The sequence below is a fragment of the Nocardioides sp. NPDC047086 genome (assembly GCF_040643685.1).
Classification (GTDB): Bacteria; Actinomycetota; Actinomycetes; order Propionibacteriales; family Nocardioidaceae; genus Nocardioides.
On the sequence record NZ_JBEYUV010000064.1, the window covers coordinates 1 to 16,867 of the forward strand.

Below are 16,867 nucleotides of genomic sequence, written 5' to 3' on the forward strand. Positions count from 1 at the left end.
AAAAACCCCAACACCCCGTCGTGTCGGCTCGTCATGACGAGCCGACTCGACGTCGATCTCGGTCAGGACGCGCCGACTCGGCATGGGGGCGGCTAGATTTTTCCCATGTTCGCTGTCGATGAGCTCAACGCCGCTCTGCTGGAGGTCGGCGCCACCGTGGCGACCGCCGAGTCGCTCACCGCCGGTCGCCTGGCCGCACTGCTCACCGAGCCGCCGGGTGCGTCGAAGACGTTTCGCGGGGGTTTCGTGACGTACGCGACGGAGCTGAAGCACACCCTGCTGGGTGTCCCCGTCTCGGTGATCGAGACCGTCGGGGTGGTCTCCGCGGAGTGCGTGGCGGCGATGGCCGCCGGGGCGCGGGAGCGGTCGGGGGCGACGTACGGGCTCGCGACCACGGGCGTGGCCGGTCCCGAGGAGCAGGAGGGAAAGCCCGTCGGGACGGTCTATGTCGGCGTTTCCGGTCCGCACGGTGAAACAACGGCGCTTCTCGGGCTGTCGGGCTCGCGCGCGGAGATCCAGCGTGATACGTGTTTGTTCGCTGTCGATGAACTACTCGGACTACTTCGGCGGGAACATCGAAGGGTCAGGTAGCGTTGGAGCAGGACGTCACCCAGATGTCGGTGACTTGTGAACTGTAGGAGGCTGACCGCAATGGTGCTCTTCCGTCGACTTCTCGGCGAGGTGCTTCGTGCCCAGCGGCTCGAGCGTGGGATGACCCTGCGCGAGGTCTCCGCGGAGGCGCGAGTCAGCCTCGGTTACATCTCCGAGGTGGAGCGTGGCCAGAAGGAAGCCTCTTCCGAGCTCCTCGCCTCGCTCTGCAGCGCCTTGGACGTGGCTCTCTCCGACGTGCTTCGCGACGTCTCCGACGCGGTCGCCCTCGAAGAGGCCACCATCTTGCGGATGCCTGTTCGCGCCGCGGCCGACGCTGCCGCTGCCTGATCGTCCCCGAGCGGGGAGTTTTTCCGTTCCGGGTGTCTCAAAGCGAGCGCATCCGTCTCCTTGGCGACGTGGGCCCACCATGGGCCCGCGGACTCAAGGGGAGATGGTGCGATGCGCATGGCTGTCGAGAACGAGCTTCCAGACCTGACGGTCCCGGCACCTCGGGGCGACTCGGATTCCCCCGATCTGCTCGAGGCCGAGCTCTTCGGGCTGGAGGAGACCCTGAACATCCTTCGCGACGAGTTCACCTCGGTCTCTCCCGGCGAGCGCGCGCACGTCGCCCGCCACATGCGTGAGACCAGGGTCCGGATCGCCCAGATCCGGTTGCGGCTGCTGCACGGCCGCTAGACCTGGCAGCTGGGGCAGTAGTAGGCCGGGCGCTCCTCGCCCGGCGGGCCGACCCTGGCCAGGGTCACGGTGCCGCCGCAGCGGCGACAGGCCCTGCGGCCGTACACCCACATCTGGCGGGAGCGGGACCACTCGGCCTGCATCAGGTCACGGGCTCGCTGGAGGATCCGGGGGAGCCTGTCACCGGCCTCCTTGACCGTACGCAACGGGTTGATCCCCGCGATGAAGCACGTCTCCGCGGCGTAGATCGTGCCGATCCCGGCGAGGTTGGTCTGGTCGCGCAGCGCCTCGAAGAGCGGGCGGTCCGGCTGTCGGAGGATGCGTTCGAGAGCCGCGTCGGGGTCCCAGTCGTCGGCAAGGACGTCCGGGCCGAGATGGGCGACGAGCCGATCCTCCTGGTCACGGCGGACCAGCTCGACGATGCCGAGAAGGAAGCCCACCGCATCGGTCCGCTCGGTGCCGAGCACCACGCGCGCCTGGAAGCCTGGCTTCGGCCAGCGCCGTCCGGCCTCGAGGATCCGCCAGGACCCTTCCATCTTCAGGTGGGTGTGCAGCGTCCACTCGCCGGTGCGGTGGTCGATCCGGGTCAGCAGGTGCTTGCCGCGGGGCACCGTGCCGCGCACCGTGCCCCCGGACAGGTCTGCCGTGGCCAGCTGCGGCACGCGGAAGTCCGTACGTGTGAGCACCTGCCCCGCCAGCCCCTTGTCGAGCCTGCGGGCGGTCCGGAGCACTGCGTCACCCTCGGGCACGACCTCACCTGCTCTGCGAGGTCAGGCGCAGGCCGCGCGGGGTGGCGACGAAGCCCGCGTACTGGAGCGCCTGGCGCAGCGGGGTATCGCCCGAGCCGAGCAGCGGGGCGCCATCGGCCTTTTCGACCGTGAGCCGACCCAGTGCCCCTCGGCGGACGGCGTCCGCGAGCGCCTCGGCGCCGGGCTCGAGAAGGTTGGGGTCCTCGGACCAGGTCAGCAGGGTGCGGCCGCCGCGCTCGACGTACATCGCCAGCTCGCCGTCGACCAGCACCACGATCGCGCCCGCCTTGCGGCCGGGTCGGTGGCCCTCCTCAGCCACCGGCCAGGAGAGCGCCGCGCCGTAGGGGTTGGCGGGGTCGGTCGCGGCGAGCGCGAGCGCGACCGGCTTGTCGCTCGGCTCGACCCGGGAGAACGTACGCAGCCGGTCGACCGAGCCCGCGGTGCCGAACTGGGCGGCGCCGAGGCCCTCGACGAAGTAGCCCCGCCGGGCTCTGCCGGACTCCTCGAAGGCGCTGAGCACCTTGTAGACGGCGGCGAATCCTCCGGGGGTGCGCTCGGACTGGACCGCGCCGCGGGTGACCACACCGTGGCGGTCCAGGAGCCGCTCGGCGGCCGCGTGGGCGCGCTTGGTCGGGTCGGGATCGGGTTCGGGCAGGATCGTCCACCGCCCGGCCGTCTCCGGGAGACCGGCCCGGGCCGGCATCCGCGCGCCGCCGGTGTAACGGCCGCCGCGGGCTCTGGGCGGAGGTCTCCGAGAGCGGTGCGACGGCGTGCCGGAACGGGTCAGCGCGCGCAACGGCAGCAGGGTGTCGTTGCTGACCCGCCCCGACCAGACCAGCTCCCACAGCGCGGCGCTCAGGTCGGCGTCGCTCGGAGTCTTCTCCTCATCGGCCGCCACGGTCCGGGCGAGCTGGTGGAAGAACCAGGCACCGCCCGGCGCCAGGGCGTCGAGGAGCCGCTCGGCGAGCGGCCCCGGAGGCATCTCAGCGGGCGAGGGCAGAGTCAGGTCCGCGGTGTCGGCCGGGTGCAGCGAGACCCAGCCGTCGGTGCCGGGAAGGGTGCCGTGACCCGCCCAGAGAACCTCGCCGCCGGAGGTCAGCTCGTCGAGGAACGCCGGCTCGTAATCGACCACCCGGGCCGGCAGGATCAGGCTCTCCAGCGCGCTGGCCGGGACCGGGCAGCCGGCCAGCTGGTCGACCACGCTCAGCACTCCGTCGACCCCGCGCAACGCACCCTTGCGTACGGACGTCTTCTGCCACGCCGGGAGGAACCTGCCCAGCGCTGCCGGCTCGACAGGCTCGACCTCCTTGCGCAGCCGGGCCAGCGAGCGCCGGCGCAGCATCCGGAGCACGTCGGCATCACACCACTCCAGCCCGCTCCCGCCGGGCCGGAACTCCCCGTCGAGCACCCGCCCGCGCGCCGAGAGCCGCGCCAGGGCATGCCGGACGACCGCCTCGCCCAGCCCCAGCCGCGCCGCCACATCCGCTGCCGTGAACGGCCCGTGCGAGCGCGCATACCGTGAGACCAGGTCGCCGACCGGGTCCTCGACCGGCTCGGTGAACGCCGACGGTACGCCCGGAGGGACCGCCACCCCCAGCCCGTCCCTGAGCCTGGCCACATCCTCGACCACCGCCCACCGAGCCTCCCCGGCCACCCGCACCTCGACCACCCGCCGAGCTGCGGCGAGGTTCTCCAGCACTTCGAGAACTCCTCCGCCTCCGCTGGTCGTGTCGAGACCAACACGGTTCCCCTCGGCGCTCGGATCGACTGTGTTGGTCTCGACACCGCTCGCTTCGCTCGCGGGCTCGACCAGCGGTGGGACCGTTCGGGCGGTGATCTCGTCGAGAGTGAGCGGGCCGATGGTGCGGATGAGGTCGGTGATGCCTTCGGCGCCTCGAGCCCGCCGGCCCGGGGCGAGGCGCTGGAGCTCGGACTCGACCTCGGCGAGGACCTCGGGGTCGAGGAGCTCGCGGAGCTCGGCGCGGCCCAGGAGCTCGGCGAGGAGACCCTGGTCGAGGGTGAGGGCGGCGGCGCGGCGTTCGGCGAGGGGGGAGTCGCCCTCGTAGAGGAACTGGGCGACGTAGCCGAACAGGAGCGACTGAGCGTAGGGCGACGGGGTCGGGGTGGCGACGTCGACGATCGAGATCTCGCGGCGCTCGATGCGGCGCAGGAGGCCGACGAGGGAGGGGAGGTCGTAGACGTCGCGGAGGCATTCGCGGACGGCCTCGAGGATGATCGGGAAGCTCGGGTACTGGGAGGCGACCTCGAGCAGGGCGGCGGAGCGCTGGCGCTGCTGCCACAGCGGCGAACGACGCCCGGGGTCGCGGCGGGGTAGGAGCAGCGCCCGCGCGGCACACTCACGGAAGCGGCTGGCGAACAGCGCCGAGCCACCGACCTCGGTGGTGACCAGGTCCTCGATCTCGTCGGGCTCGAAGACGATGATCTCGCCGGTCGGCGCCTCGGCATCGGTGTCGGGAAGCCGGATCACGATGCCGTCGTCGCTGTCGATCGCCTGCCCGTCGACGCCGTAGCGCTCCCGGATCCGCGCGTTGATCGCCAGCGCCCACGGTGCGTGCACCGGGCGGCCGTAGGGGGAGTGGACCACCAGCCGCCAGTCGCCCAGCTCGTCGCGGAAGCGTTCGACGACGATGTTGCTGTCGGAGGGGAGGACGTTGGTGGCCTCGGCCTGCTCGTGCAGGTAGGTGACCAGGTTGGTGGCCGCGTAGGCGTCCAGGCCGTCCTGCTGGGCCCGCGCCTCCGCCTTCGCCCGCGGGAGCGCGCCGAGCTCGCGGGTGTAGGCGCCGACGGCTTCGCCGAGCTCGGCGGGGCGGCCCAGCGAGTCACCCTTCCAGAAGGGCAGCCGCCCCGGGATCCCGGGCGCCGGCGTGACCAGCACCCGGTCGTGGGTGATGTCCTCGATCCGCCAGGAGGTCGCGCCCAGCGCGAAGACGTCGCCGACCCGCGACTCGTAGACCATCTCCTCGTCGAGCTCACCGACCCGCCGGCCCACCCCCTCACCGACCAGATAGACCCCGAAGAGGCCGCGATCGGGGATGGTTCCGCCGCTGGTGACGGCCAGCCGCTGCGCCCCCGGACGCCCGGTCACCGTCCCGGCGACCCGGTCCCACACGATGCGCGGTCGCAGCTCGGCGAACTCCTCGCTCGGGTAGCGCCCGGCGAGCAGGTCGAGGGTGGCGTCATAGGCGGAGCGGGGGAGGGTCGCGTACGACGCCGTCCTCCTGACCAGCGTGAACAGCTCGTCGACGTCCCAGGTGTCCAGCGCCGTGGCGGCGACGATCTGCTGAGCGAGTACGTCGAGCGGGTTGGCCGGCAGGCTCATCGACTCGATCAGGCCCTGTCGCATCCGCTGCACGCTGACCGCGGTCTGGGCGAGGTCGCCGCGATGCTTCGGGAAGAGCACCCCGCGCGACACCTCGCCGACCTGGTGGCCGGCCCGACCGACGCGCTGGAGCGCGGAGGCGACGCTCGGCGGTGACTCGATCTGGACGACGAGGTCGACGGCGCCCATGTCGATGCCGAGCTCGAGACTGGAGGTCGCGACCACCGCCGGCAGGCGGCCGGACTTGAGGTCGTCCTCGATCAGCGCCCGCTGCTCCTTGGACACGCTGCCGTGGTGAGCCTTGGCGATCACCTGGGCCGCGCCGTGCGACTGGCCCGACTGCGCCATCACCTGCGCCGGCGGCCCGCCGCTGGTCGAGCCGCCGGAGCCGCTAGGCGGAGGCGTGTCGAGACCAACACGGTGCCCTGTTGCGCTCGATCCGACCGTGTTGGTCTCGACACGCTCGCTCTCCCTCGGGGTCTGAACGGAGTGGCCCCGACCAGCGGATGTAGCGGGTGTCTGCCAGAGGCGATCCGCGGCGATCTCGTTGAGCCGGGCGGTCAGCCGCTCCGCGATCCGGCGGGAGTTGGCGAAGACGATGGTGGAGCGGTGGGCGGTGACCAGGTCGGCGACGTGCTCCTCGACATGGGGCCAGATCGAGGAGGCGCGCTGCGGGTCCTCGTCCTCGTCCTCGCTGTAGGGGCTCGGCGCGGTCATGTCCTCGACCGGCACGACCACGCTCAGGTCCCACCGCTTCTCGGCAGGCGGAGCGACGATCTCGACGGGCTGGGCACCGCCGAGGTAGCGCGCGACCTCCTCCAGCGGACGTACGGTCGCGGAGAGCCCGATCCGCTGCGCCGGCCTCTCCAACAGGGCGTCGAGACGCTCCAGGGTCAGCGCCAGATGGGAGCCGCGCTTGGTCGCCGCGACCGCGTGGACCTCGTCGACGATGACCGTCTCGACGCTGCGCAGCGTCTCGCGGGCCTGGCTGGTCAGCATCAGGAACAGCGACTCGGGCGTGGTGATCAGGATGTCCGGCGGCGAGGTGGTCAGCTTGCGACGATCGGCCGCGGCCGTGTCGCCGGACCGCACCCCGACCCGCACCTCGGGCGCCTCGACACCGAGCCGCTCGGCGGTCTGCCGGATCCCCACCAGCGGGCTGCGCAGGTTGCGCTCGACGTCGACGCCGAGCGCCTTGAGCGGGGAGATGTAGAGGACCCGGCAGCGTTCCTTCTTCTCGGGCACCGGCTCGGTCAGCAGCTTGTCGATCGACCACAGGAACGCGCTCAGCGTCTTCCCCGACCCGGTCGGCGCCACCACCAGCGCGTTGCGCCCCGCCCCGATCGCATCCCAGGCACCGGCCTGCGCCGCGGTAGGCGCCGCGAAGGCCGCCTCGAACCACGTACGCGTCGGGTCGCTGAACTGCGCCAACGCCGAACCTGTGCTGCCGCTCATGGGACAAACCTAGTCGCGCCCACCGACATCGGACGCCACACTGACCGCATGCACCTCGTCGTCCTCTTCGGCCCACAGGCGGTCGGCAAGATGAGCGTCGGCCGGGAGATCGCGTCCCGGACGCCGTACCGCCTCCTCCACAACCACGCCACGATCGAGCCGCTGCTGGAGGTCTTCGACTGGGGCACCGTGCCGTTCAGCACGCTGAAGAAGGAGTTCCGCAGACGCGTGATCGAGGAGGCGGTGGCTCACGACCTACCGGGGTTGATCCTGACGTTCGCCTGGGCGCTGGACGTCTCTTCCGATACGGACGAGGTCGAGTGGATGATCGCGCCCGCGGTCGAGGCGGGAGCTCGGATCGACTTCGTGGAGCTGTACGCCGACGTCACGGTCCGTCTCGCCCGTGAGGGCACTCCCGAGCGGCTGGCCGCGAAGCCGTCCAAACGCGACACCGAATGGGCACGCGGAGACGTCATCGGTTCGAACGAGCGCTGGGAGCTCTCGACAGGGCCTGAGGTGCCGTTCCCGCTCGACCATCCGCACTTCGTCATCGACAACAGCGATCTGTCTGCAGCCGAGGTGGCCGAGAAGATCATCGCGCGCCTGCGACTGCCGAGCTGAATGTCGCCACCACCGACGGGGAAATGTGGTCCAATCCCGCTGTGGACCTCGCGCTCGATCTGACCGACCGATCCGTCAGGTCCGCGTCGCTCTACCAGGCCCTTCGCGACGCGCTGGGTGACGGCAGGCTGAAGGCGGGGGACCGGCTCCCTGCCAGCCGCGAGCTGGCCAAGGACCTCGGTATCTCCCGCAACACCGTCGCCACGGTCTACGAGCGGCTGGTCGCGGAGGGGTTCTGCGAGTCCCGCGTAGGTGCCGGGACGTACGTCGCCGAGACCACGCGGCAGCGCAGAGACACCAACCCGGGGTCGCTGAGACCGCGCCCGAGCTGGCAGTGGGCGCCGCGGCCTACGAGCGCGGAGGCGGCGGTCCCGGCGTACGACCTGCGGGTGCCCTCCTCGACTTCGCGAACACGCACGGCGCGGGCATCGTGGAGGACGACTACGACAGCGAGTTCCGGTTCACCGAGCGCCCCCTGGGGCCGCTGCATGCCCTCGACGACCAGGGCCGGGTGATCTATGTCGGCACCTTCTCCAAGTCGCTGCTGCCGAGCCTGCGCACCGGCTACCTGGTCGCCCCCGGCTCCCTCGTCGACAGCCTCCTGGCGGCCAAGCAGCTCGGCGACGGCTTCGGCCCCGTCCAGCCGCAGGCCGCCCTGGCCCGCTTCCTGGAGGAGGGTCTGCTCGCCCGCCACGTACGCAAGGCGTCCAAGACGTACGCCGAGCGCCGCTCGCTCCTCCTCGAGGCCCTCGACGCCTGGCCGGTCGAGGTGCTCCTGTCGGCTGCCGGGCTGCACCTGTCGGCCTACGTGGATCTCCCCGCCGACCTGCCCGAACGCGCCGCAGCCGAGGGGCTGGCGCTGGACACGATCACTGCCCACCGGCTGCTGCCCGGCCGCGACGGGCTCGTCCTAGGCTACGGAGCCGTCCGGACACAGACCCTCCCGCGCGGGCTCGAGCGCCAGGGCCAGCTCGCGGGCTGGGTGTGACCGGCCTCGTCGGGAGCGGGCCAGCGACCAGACCAGGCCGGCGCCGCCGCAGAGGACCGGGCCGAGCAGATGGGCGCCGGTGAGGCCCAGCAGGACCAGCGCCGCGACCATCGAGCAGACCGCCGCCCACCACGACCCGGTGCCACGAGGGAGCAGCCGTAGCGCGGCTGCGGCACCGACCACGTACAGCAGCGAGAAGGTGCCCGACGCCATCAGGAGGAGGGCGTCGGTCGAGGCGCCGGCGACCCAGATGACCGCGAGGGAACCGAGCGCCACGGCACAGATGGCGAGCAACGAGCGGCGCGGGATGGCCGACTCGGCGTCGGCGAGGAAACCAGGCAGCGCCCCCTGACGGGCCAACGACGCTCCCAGCCGCGAGCCTCCGGCGAAGTAGGCGTTGATCGCTCCGACGGTCAGCAGCACGGCGACCACGGCGGTCACCGGCCGTGCGGGCTCTCCGAAGCCCAGGACGAGCAGGTCCGCCAGCGGCGCGGCACCGGAGGTGGAGCCGAGCGAGGCGACCGTCGCGAACGCGATGCCGAGGTAGAGCACCGTCACGGCGCCGAGCGCCAGGAACGTCGCCCGGCGGATGTCGCGCGCCGGGTCGCGATACTCGGCCGAGAGCGACGAGAGGATCTCCCACCCCGCGAACGCCCAGACCAGCATCGCCGCCGCGGTGCCGACCGAGCCCCACCCGTGCGGTGCGAACGGCGTCAGCCGCGCCAGCTCGGCATGCGGCAGTGCCACCACGACCGCCACCGCGAGCAGGATCGCGATGGCCCCGGCGATCGCCAGCTGCACGCCCCCGGAGACCTTGATCCCGAACCAGTTCATGACGGTGACCAGCACGATGATGCCCGCCGTCGCGGCGAGGGACATGTTCTGGCCACCGCCGAACGCGTCGGCGACGTACGCCCCGCCGAACCCCGCCGCGACCGGCGCCCCCACGCCGATCGTCAGGTAGAACGCCCAGCCCACCATGGTCGAGACGTGGGTGTCGAAGGCGAGCCGGGCGTACGTCGCCACCCCGCCGCCGTCAGGATGGCGCGCTCCGAGCGCGGCGAAGGTCGCCGCCAGCGGCACCGAGAGCACGATCAGGGCCAGCCAGGCGACCAGCGAGGCCGGTCCGGCCTCGTTCGCGGCCAGCGCGGGCAGGGAGATGACACCGGTGCCGAGCACCGCACCGAGGGTGAGAGCCGCGCCCTGGGGCACGGAGAGTCCGTCGTTCTTCACAAGGAAAACGCTAGTGAGAGCGGGGCCTTCCACGCCCGGCCAATCGGGCCGTCGTCTCCTGGGCCAATCCGGCACCTAATGTACGTTCCGCCGCACCCGTTCCTCGTACGCCGCCCGTGCCGCCGGATCCACGCCCGCGAGCAGCTGGGAGGCGTTGGTGGCCCGGTCGACGAAGTCCTGGAACCGGCGCGGCATCGCCTGGGTGATCTTGGTCAGCGCCTGGGCCCAGTTGGGCACCCAGACCTCGGCCCGCGGCTCGCGGATGACCGACTCGATGGCCTCCGCGACGTTCTCGGCGGTGACCGGCTTCATCCCCTTGGCGGGCGGCACCCCGTCGGCGAGCTCGGTCTGCACCACCGACGGCAGGACGAGCGAGACGTCGACCCCGGACGGTGCCAGCTCCATCCGCAGCGCCTCCGAGAAGCCGACCACGGCGAACTTCGAGGCAGAGTAGGTCGCAGCGTCCGGCACCGGCACCCGCCCGACGGCCGAGGCGACGTTCACGATGTGCCCCTGCCCGCGCTCGACCATCGCCGGCGCGACCGCCTTGATCCCGTTGATCGGGCCGTGCACGTTGACCTCGAAGATCGCCCGGGTGAGCGCGTCCTCCTCCTTCAGGACCGACCCCAGCGGCATGATCCCGGCGTTGTTGACCAGCACGTCCCAGGGCCCCAGGTCCGCGACCGTCGCGAGGAAGCTCCGCCACGACGCGGGGTCGGTGACGTCGAGATGGGTGGCCATGACGCGCGACCCGAACGAGTCCACCACCTCGGTGAGCAGGTCCGGGTCCAGGTCGCCGACGGCCACCTTCGCCCCGGCACGGGCCAGCCGCTCGACGGTGGCGCGGCCGATGCCCCGGGCGCCTCCGGTGACGATGACGGCGGTTCCCTCGATCTGGCGTGTCATGACTCTCCTTCGGTGGTACGGACCAGGCTGCGTACGGCTTTCCTGTCGGTCTTGCCGACGCTGGTGACGGGGACGGCGTCGAGGATCCGGATCTCGCGGGGGTACTTGTGCGCCGCGAGCCGTGTCTTGGCGAAGGCGATCAGCTCCTCGGGCGTGGTGCGTGCGCCGGGATGGAGAGCGACGACCGCGATCACCTCCTCGCCTCGCTGAGCGTCCGGGCGGCCGACCACGGCGGCCGCGGTGACCGCCTCGTGGGCGAGGAGGGCGTCCTCGACGTCGCGTGGGAAGACGTTGAAGCCGCCCCGGATGATCAGATCCTTGATCCGGTCGTCGACATAGAGGTAGCCGTCGGCGTCGAAGTGGCCGATGTCGCCGGTGTGCAGCCAGCCGTCGACGACGGTGGCCGCGGTCTGCTCGGGATCGTTCCAGTAGCCCTGCATCACCCCGGGACCACGCACCCAGATCTCACCCTCCTCGCCGGTGGCAACGGGCTCGCCGCCGGGACCGGCGATAATGACCTCGGCGTGGGACAGCGGCTTGCCGACGCTGCCGGGCCGCGACTCCTCGACCGTCGAGGCCGCGATGACCGCGCTCGACTCGGTGCAGCCGTAGCCCTCCAGGATCGTCACGCCGAAGGCCTCCTCGGCCTTCTCCCGCAAGGCCGGCAGCAGCGCCGCGCCGCCGCTGCCGAAGGAGCGCAGCGAGCTCAGGTCGTAGTTCTGGTAGGGCTGGTCGAGCAGCATCTGCAGCATCGAGGGCACCACCGTGCTCGACTCCACCCGGTGCTCCTGGGCGAGCTCGAGCCACCCCTTGGCGTCGAACCACCGCTGCAGCACCGAGCTCTGCGGCCGCGAGGAGTGCATGCCGCTGATGACCACGATCAGGCCGTACGCATGGGAGAGCGGCAGCGGCAGCAGCCACCGTGTCGTGCCCTGGCTCTCCCCGACCCGGTGGAGCGCGTGCCCGGACTCCCACAGCCCGCGATGGCTCAGCATCACGCCCTTGGCCCGCCCCGTGGTGCCGCCGGTGTAGAGCAGCGCGGCAAGGTCGTCGTCACCGCGAGGCGCGATCTCGATCGGCTCGGCGCTCTCCAGGCTCTCGTACGCCACCAGGGCCTCGGCCGCCCCGCTGGTCGAGCCGCCGGAGCCGCTAGGCGAAGGCGTGTCGAGCGTTGTATCGAGCTTGTCGAGATGACCAACACGGTCCCCTCCGGCGCTCGATGGGACTGTGTTGGTCTCGACACCGCTCGCTTCGCTCGCGGGCTCGACCAGCGGGGCCGCGGGAACGGCGCCGGCGACGATGACGGTGAGACCGAGGCCCTCGGAGGCGGCCCGCACCAGCGGCAGCAGCTCCGGCGTGACGATGGCCGCCGTGGCGCCGGAGTCCTCCAGGATGTGACGCAGCTCGGGCGGGGTCTGCAGGAAGATCACCGGCGTCACCACCGCGCCGAGGCGCCACAGCGCGCGGTAGCTGACGAAGACCTCCGGGGTGTTCATGGTGAGCACCACGACCCGGTCGCCCGGCTCGATCCCGAGCTCGCGCAGGCCGCCGGCGACGCGGGCGGAGCGCTCGGCGATCTCGCCGGAGGAGTGCCAGGTGCCCTCGAAGAAGACCATCGGGTGGTCGCCGTGGCGGGCGTAGGACTCCTCGGCCAGCACCGCCAGGTTGTGCGTGCCGGGCGCGCTCATCGGGCCCCCAGCTTCCGCAGCGCCTTGAGCTGACCGTTGCCGAGCTGCACGAACTTCTCGACCGTCTGGCCCTTGAACGGCCCGATCGGGCCCATCCGGGAGGCGGCGAGGGTCTGGGCGTCGGTGAACTTCCGGATCCCGTCCGCGCCGTGGCGGCGACCGAGCCCGCTCGACCCCATGCCGCCCATCCCGGCCTCGATGCTTCCGGCCGCCAGGGCGGCGCCGTCGTTGATGTTGACCGCGCCGGCGCGGATGCGGCGAGCGATCATGTCGGCCTCGCGTACGTTCTTGCTGAACACGCTCGCCGAGAGCCCGGCCTCGCCCTGGTTGGCGATCCGGACGGCCTCCTCGTCGCTGTCGGCGCGGTAGAGGGCGATGACGGGTCCGAAGGTCTCGCCGAGGCACAGGTCCATCTCGGAGGTGACGCCCTCCAGGACGGTCGGCGCGAAGGCGTACGGACCCACCTCGGCGAGCGGCTCGCCCCCTGCCAGCACGGTCGCGCCCTTCGCGACCGCGTCGGTGACGTGGGCGGTGACCTTGTCGAGCTGCGCCTGCGAGGCCAGCGACCCGACGTCGGCCGAGTAGTCGAAGGCCTGCCCGACCACCTGGCCCTCCGTCTCGGCGACCAGGGCCTGGCGAAAGGCGTCGTAGACGGCCTCGTGCACCACCACGCGCTCGATGTGGACGCACATCTGGCCGGTGTTGGCGAAGGCTGCCATCACGGTGCCACGAGCGGCCTGGGCGAGGTCGGCGTCGCGGCGGACGATGAGCGGGTTCTTCCCGCCGAGCTCGAGCGAGGCGCCGATCAGCCGGCCCGCGGCGCGCTGGGCCACGACCCGTCCGGTGGCCGTCGATCCGGTGAAGGCGACGTAGTCGACGTTGTCGATGACTGCCTCACCGGTGGCCGCCCCCGGCCCGGTGACGACCTGCCAGACGTGCTCGGGCAGCCCCGCCTCGGCCATCAGCGCCCGCGCCCACAGCAGCGTCAACGGTGCCTGCGGGTCGGCCTTGCTGATCACGGCCGCCCCGGCGAGCAGGGCCGGGATGGCGTCGCCGACCCCGAGATAGAGCGGGTAGTTCCACGGCGAGATGATCCCGACGACCTTCTTCGGCACCCGCACCTCCTTCACGGAGGTGATGCCGGGGATGGCCCCGCGCACGCGCTTGTCGGCCAGGTACGCGGGGCCGCGCCGGGCGTAGTGGCGGGCGATGGTGCCCACCTGGAGGATCTCCTGCCAGGCGTGGAAGCGGGCCTTGCCCATCTCCCACTGGATCAGGTCGAGCACCTCGTCCTGGCGCTCGACCAGCAGGTCGTGGAAGCGGAGCATCACCTCGGCGCGGTCCGGGAAGGCCAGCGTGGCCCAGTCGGGCTGGGCCGCCCGCGCCGCGGCCGCCGCCTCGGCGACGTCCGCCGCGGTGACCGACGGCACCGGGGCGGTCGGCTCGGCGTCGTAGGGCGCGATGGCGGTCAGCGTGCCGTCGCCGCCCGAGACCGGAGCCGAGACCCACCGGGTCCAGGAGGCGAGCCGTGACTCGTCGATCCAGCCGGGACGTACGCTCTCGGCCTCCGTTGTCTCCGCTGCCTTCGTGGTCATCGATCTCCTCGGATCCGGGTCAGATGGATGGGGTTGCCGTCCTTCGGGAACGGCAGCGAGCTGTTGTCCAGAGGGGCGCGGTAGGCGGGAGAGACGGTCCACCGGTGGGTGCGCAGGAGCCGGTGCAGGATCGACTTGACCTCCAGGCCGGCGAAGTAGAGCCCGATGCACTTGTGGACCCCGCCGCCGAACGGCTCCCACGCCATCCGATGGCTCTTGTCCTCGCGTCGGTGCGGCGCGAACCGCTCGGGGTCGAAGACGGCCGGGTTGGTCCAATAGTCCTCCATCATGTGGCTGAACTGGACCCCGACCATCACGCCCGTGTCGGCCGGGATGCGGACCCCGAGGAGGCTCGTCTCCTTGACCGTACGCCGGATCAGCGCCGGCACCGGGGCACGTAGCCGCAGCGCCTCCTTCATCACCAGGTCCAGGCTGGTGAGGCTCTCGATCTCGGCCATCGTCGGTGCGGGGCCGAGCCCGAGCGACTCCTCGCGGCAGCGCTGCTGCCACTGTGGATGCTGGCCGAGGTACTGGAGCATCGTCGAGGTGGTGATGGTCGAGGTGTCGTGCGCGGCCATCATCAGGAAGATCATGTGGTTGACGACGTCCTCGTCGCTGAACCGCTCGCCGTCGTCGGTCTCGATGTGGCACAGCACCGAGAAGATGTCGTCGCTCGCGGTGGACCGCTTGGCGGGCAGGTAGTGGCGCAGGAAGCCCTCCAGCACCTTCCGCCCGCGGAACGCCCGGCCCCAGCGCGTGAGCGGCACATCGCCGCGTACGACACCGGCGGCCGCCTGCACGCAGGCGATGAACGCCTTGTTGACCCGGTCCATCTCGGCGCGGCTGGTCTCGGCCGCACCACCCATGAAGATGTCCGCGGCGATGTCGAGGGTGAGCTGCTTGAGCCTCGGGTAGGCCGGGAACTGCTCGTCGGTCTTCCAGCCGAGCATGCCCTGCTCGATCGCCGGATGCATCGCGGTGGTGTAGGTGGCGAGCCGGTCCCGGGTGAAGGCCTCCTGCATGATGCGGCGATGGGCGTGGTGCTCGTCGAAGTCGAGCAGCATCAGTCCACGGTCGAAGAACGGCCCGACGATCTGACCCCAGGCCGGTCCGTTGGCGTAGGCCTTGTCCTTGTTACGCAGTACCGCCTCGCAGGCGTCCGGACCGAGCGCGACCACACCGTGCTCACCGGCACGGAAGAACGGCGAGACCGGGCCGTACGTCTCCCACTGGTGCCGGTAGAAGCCGACCGGGTCGCGGGAGTAGTCGAGCAGCCGGCCGAGCCAGGGGAGCCCGTGGTCGCCCGGTGCGAGGGGTGGGATCTCGCGGAGCGTCTCGATCGCTGTCATGGTGCCTGATCCATCATGTCCGACCTCCCGGGTCCCGAGTCTCAGTCGAGGGTAGTCAAATAGAACGTGTTCCCGCAGCATTCCGTGGGTATGGAATTTTTCGGGCGCGTTGTTGAGGTGTTCGTGGAGAGCTACGAGTCAGTGGTGATCGGTGCCGGTCAGGCCGGATTGTCGGCGTCCTACCACCTCAGCCGGCTGGGCGTACGCCACGTCGTGCTCGACGCCGAACGGCGCCCCGGTGGCGCCTGGCAGCACCGCTGGGACTCGCTGACCATGCACGACGTGCACGGCGTGGCCGACCTGCCCGACGGACGGGCACCGGGGGAGTCCGGCGAGCGGGCCAACGTCGCGGTGCCGGGCTGGTTCGGCCTCTATGAGTCCCTGCACGATCTTCCGGTGGAGCGTCCTGTCTCGGTGACGTCGGTGACCTCCGTCGGCGACCTGCTCGCCGTGCACTCCGCCGATGGACGGACCTGGTTCACCCGGACGCTGGTCAACGCGACCGGCACCTGGACGCGACCGTTCGTCCCGCACTACCCGGGGGCCTCGACGTTCCTGGGGGAGCAGGTGCACACCCACGACTATCCGGGTGCTGCTCACTTCGTTGGGAAGCGAGTCGCGGTGGTCGGCGGGGGAGCCTCGGCGGTGCAGTTCCTCGGCGAGCTCGCGCCGCTCACGTCGGTGCTCTGGATCACCCGGCGAGAGCCGGTCTGGCGCTCCGACTTCGACGCCGAGCGTGGGCGTGAGGCGGTCGGGTTGGTGGCTGAGCGGGTCGAGGCCGGGCTGCCGCCGGCGAGCGTCGTCAGCGTCACCGGTCTCTCGCTGCGCCCCCAGGAGCAGGAGGCCGCCCGGCTCGGGGTCTACGAGCGCCGGCTGCCGATGTTCTCGCGCATCGAACCGTCCGGGCTGAGGTGGGACTCGGGGGCCTTCGAGCCTGTGGACGCGATCCTGTGGGCCACCGGGTTCCGGCCCGCCGTCACCCATCTCGCGCCGCTCCACCTGCGCAGCTCCCACGGCGGGATCCCGTTGCTGCGCGAGTCGGCCGACGTCCAGACCGCGGTCACCGCTGCGTACGACCCGCGTGTCCAGCTCGTCGGCTACGGCCCCTCGGCCAGCACCATCGGGGCCAGTCGTGCCGGGCGGGCCGCGGCGCTGGCGGTCCGGCGGCAGCTCGCCGACCCGCAGCCGGCCGACCCTCAGAGGGCGCCGAGGTCGGCGGAGAGTCAGTTCTCCGGCGAGAGCCGGATGGTCACCTCGGGCGGGTAGTTCGCCGCCTGAGCCAGGTACGCGTCGGCTGCGTCGGGAGGCAGGTACCGTCGCGCCATCGCCTCCGTCTCGCCCTCGGCGGTATCCGCGATCTCCACCGGCCCCTCGACCATCAGCGTGCATCGGGCTGCGCGGATCAGTCTGGTCTTGAGGGAGTCCCTGCCGCTGACGAACCATGCGTGGCCGCCGGGGGTGTAGTCGTACCAGATCGGCACCGTCAGTGGTCCCTGTCTGTGTCGCGGACCGGTGATGTCCGGTGGTCGAGCGTGTCGAGACCACCCCACCCCGCTCCCACCCCGCTGGTCGAGCCGCCGGAGCCGCTAGGCGGAGGCGTGTCGAGACCAACACGGTTCCTTGGCTGATCGAGCTTGCTGAGAACTCCCTGCCGGG

General features: G+C 71.5%; 15 protein-coding genes. 7 read left to right on the forward strand and 8 right to left on the reverse strand.

What is annotated here, in order from left to right; all coding sequences use genetic code 11:
* The first annotated feature begins 105 nt into the window (after positions 1-105).
* The 3 genes from ABZ796_RS26680 (at position 106) to ABZ796_RS26690 (ending at position 1,287) form a co-directional block, all read left to right on the forward strand.
* Complete coding sequence (locus ABZ796_RS26680) at positions 106-591, forward strand: CinA family protein (protein WP_357341119.1); 486 nt, start codon at positions 106-108, stop codon at positions 589-591.
* Positions 592-651: 60 nt separating this feature from the next.
* The gene (locus ABZ796_RS26685; protein ID WP_040754988.1) at positions 652-939 is read left to right on the forward strand and encodes a helix-turn-helix transcriptional regulator; all 288 of its coding nucleotides are present in this window, start codon (positions 652-654) and stop codon (positions 937-939) included.
* A 117-nt stretch (positions 940-1,056) separates the two neighbouring features.
* Positions 1,057-1,287, forward strand: coding sequence for a hypothetical protein (locus ABZ796_RS26690; protein WP_357341120.1), 231 nt, complete (start codon positions 1,057-1,059; stop codon positions 1,285-1,287).
* On the opposite strand, the gene ABZ796_RS26695 is transcribed toward ABZ796_RS26690, so the two are convergent.
* Together ABZ796_RS26695 and ABZ796_RS26700 are read right to left on the reverse strand one after the other, a co-directional pair.
* Complete coding sequence (locus ABZ796_RS26695; RefSeq protein WP_357341121.1) at positions 1,284-2,036, reverse strand: DNA-formamidopyrimidine glycosylase family protein; 753 nt, start codon at positions 2,034-2,036, stop codon at positions 1,284-1,286. The two genes, ABZ796_RS26690 and ABZ796_RS26695, sit on opposite strands and share 4 nt — an antisense overlap.
* Before the next feature lie 4 nt (positions 2,037-2,040).
* Positions 2,041-6,831: a DEAD/DEAH box helicase gene (locus ABZ796_RS26700; RefSeq protein ID WP_357341122.1), complete on the reverse strand. Its 4,791-nt coding sequence runs from the start codon at positions 6,829-6,831 to the stop codon at positions 2,041-2,043.
* 48 nt (positions 6,832-6,879) lie between these two features.
* Between ABZ796_RS26700 and ABZ796_RS26705 the strand changes: the two genes are divergently transcribed.
* Genes ABZ796_RS26705 through ABZ796_RS26715 form a run of 3 tightly spaced genes read left to right on the forward strand, consistent with a single transcriptional unit; the run spans position 6,880 to position 8,440 of the window.
* The gene (locus ABZ796_RS26705; RefSeq protein WP_357341124.1) at positions 6,880-7,452 is read left to right on the forward strand and encodes a hypothetical protein; all 573 of its coding nucleotides are present in this window, start codon (positions 6,880-6,882) and stop codon (positions 7,450-7,452) included.
* Positions 7,453-7,493: 41 nt separating this feature from the next.
* Positions 7,494-7,967 carry a winged helix-turn-helix domain-containing protein gene (locus ABZ796_RS26710; RefSeq protein WP_357341126.1) on the forward strand — a complete coding sequence of 158 codons (474 nt, stop codon included), beginning with the start codon at positions 7,494-7,496 and terminating at the stop codon, positions 7,965-7,967.
* The gene (locus tag ABZ796_RS26715; protein ID WP_357341128.1) at positions 7,883-8,440 is read left to right on the forward strand and encodes an aminotransferase class I/II-fold pyridoxal phosphate-dependent enzyme; all 558 of its coding nucleotides are present in this window, start codon (positions 7,883-7,885) and stop codon (positions 8,438-8,440) included. The genes ABZ796_RS26710 and ABZ796_RS26715 overlap by 85 nt, the downstream gene beginning before the upstream one ends.
* On the opposite strand, the gene ABZ796_RS26720 is transcribed toward ABZ796_RS26715, so the two are convergent.
* The 5 genes from ABZ796_RS26720 to ABZ796_RS26740 all read right to left on the reverse strand — a co-directional run bounded on the left by ABZ796_RS26720 (position 8,363) and on the right by ABZ796_RS26740 (position 15,211).
* Positions 8,363-9,673 (reverse strand): amino acid permease, encoded by a 1,311-nt coding sequence (locus tag ABZ796_RS26720; RefSeq protein WP_357341129.1) that lies wholly within the window; start codon positions 9,671-9,673, stop codon positions 8,363-8,365. The two genes, ABZ796_RS26715 and ABZ796_RS26720, sit on opposite strands and share 78 nt — an antisense overlap.
* A 75-nt stretch (positions 9,674-9,748) precedes the next feature.
* The gene (locus ABZ796_RS26725) at positions 9,749-10,579 is read right to left on the reverse strand and encodes an SDR family oxidoreductase (protein ID WP_357341131.1); all 831 of its coding nucleotides are present in this window, start codon (positions 10,577-10,579) and stop codon (positions 9,749-9,751) included.
* Positions 10,576-12,267 (reverse strand): AMP-binding protein, encoded by a 1,692-nt coding sequence (locus tag ABZ796_RS26730; RefSeq protein WP_357341133.1) that lies wholly within the window; start codon positions 12,265-12,267, stop codon positions 10,576-10,578. Before ABZ796_RS26730 ends, ABZ796_RS26725 begins: the two co-directional genes overlap by 4 nt.
* Positions 12,264-13,862, reverse strand: a complete 1,599-nt coding sequence (locus ABZ796_RS26735; RefSeq protein ID WP_357341134.1) for a succinic semialdehyde dehydrogenase — start codon at positions 13,860-13,862, stop codon at positions 12,264-12,266. Before ABZ796_RS26735 ends, ABZ796_RS26730 begins: the two co-directional genes overlap by 4 nt.
* Positions 13,859-15,211 (reverse strand): cytochrome P450, encoded by a 1,353-nt coding sequence (locus ABZ796_RS26740; RefSeq protein WP_357341136.1) that lies wholly within the window; start codon positions 15,209-15,211, stop codon positions 13,859-13,861. Before ABZ796_RS26740 ends, ABZ796_RS26735 begins: the two co-directional genes overlap by 4 nt.
* 123 nt (positions 15,212-15,334) lie before the next feature.
* Between ABZ796_RS26740 and ABZ796_RS26745 the strand changes: the two genes are divergently transcribed.
* Positions 15,335-16,477: an NAD(P)-binding domain-containing protein gene (locus ABZ796_RS26745; protein ID WP_357341138.1), complete on the forward strand. Its 1,143-nt coding sequence runs from the start codon at positions 15,335-15,337 to the stop codon at positions 16,475-16,477.
* Here ABZ796_RS26745 and ABZ796_RS26750 read toward each other — a convergent pair.
* Complete coding sequence (locus ABZ796_RS26750) at positions 16,435-16,692, reverse strand: hypothetical protein (RefSeq protein WP_357341139.1); 258 nt, start codon at positions 16,690-16,692, stop codon at positions 16,435-16,437. The genes ABZ796_RS26745 and ABZ796_RS26750 overlap by 43 nt on opposite strands.
* Positions 16,693-16,867 lie beyond the last annotated feature (175 nt).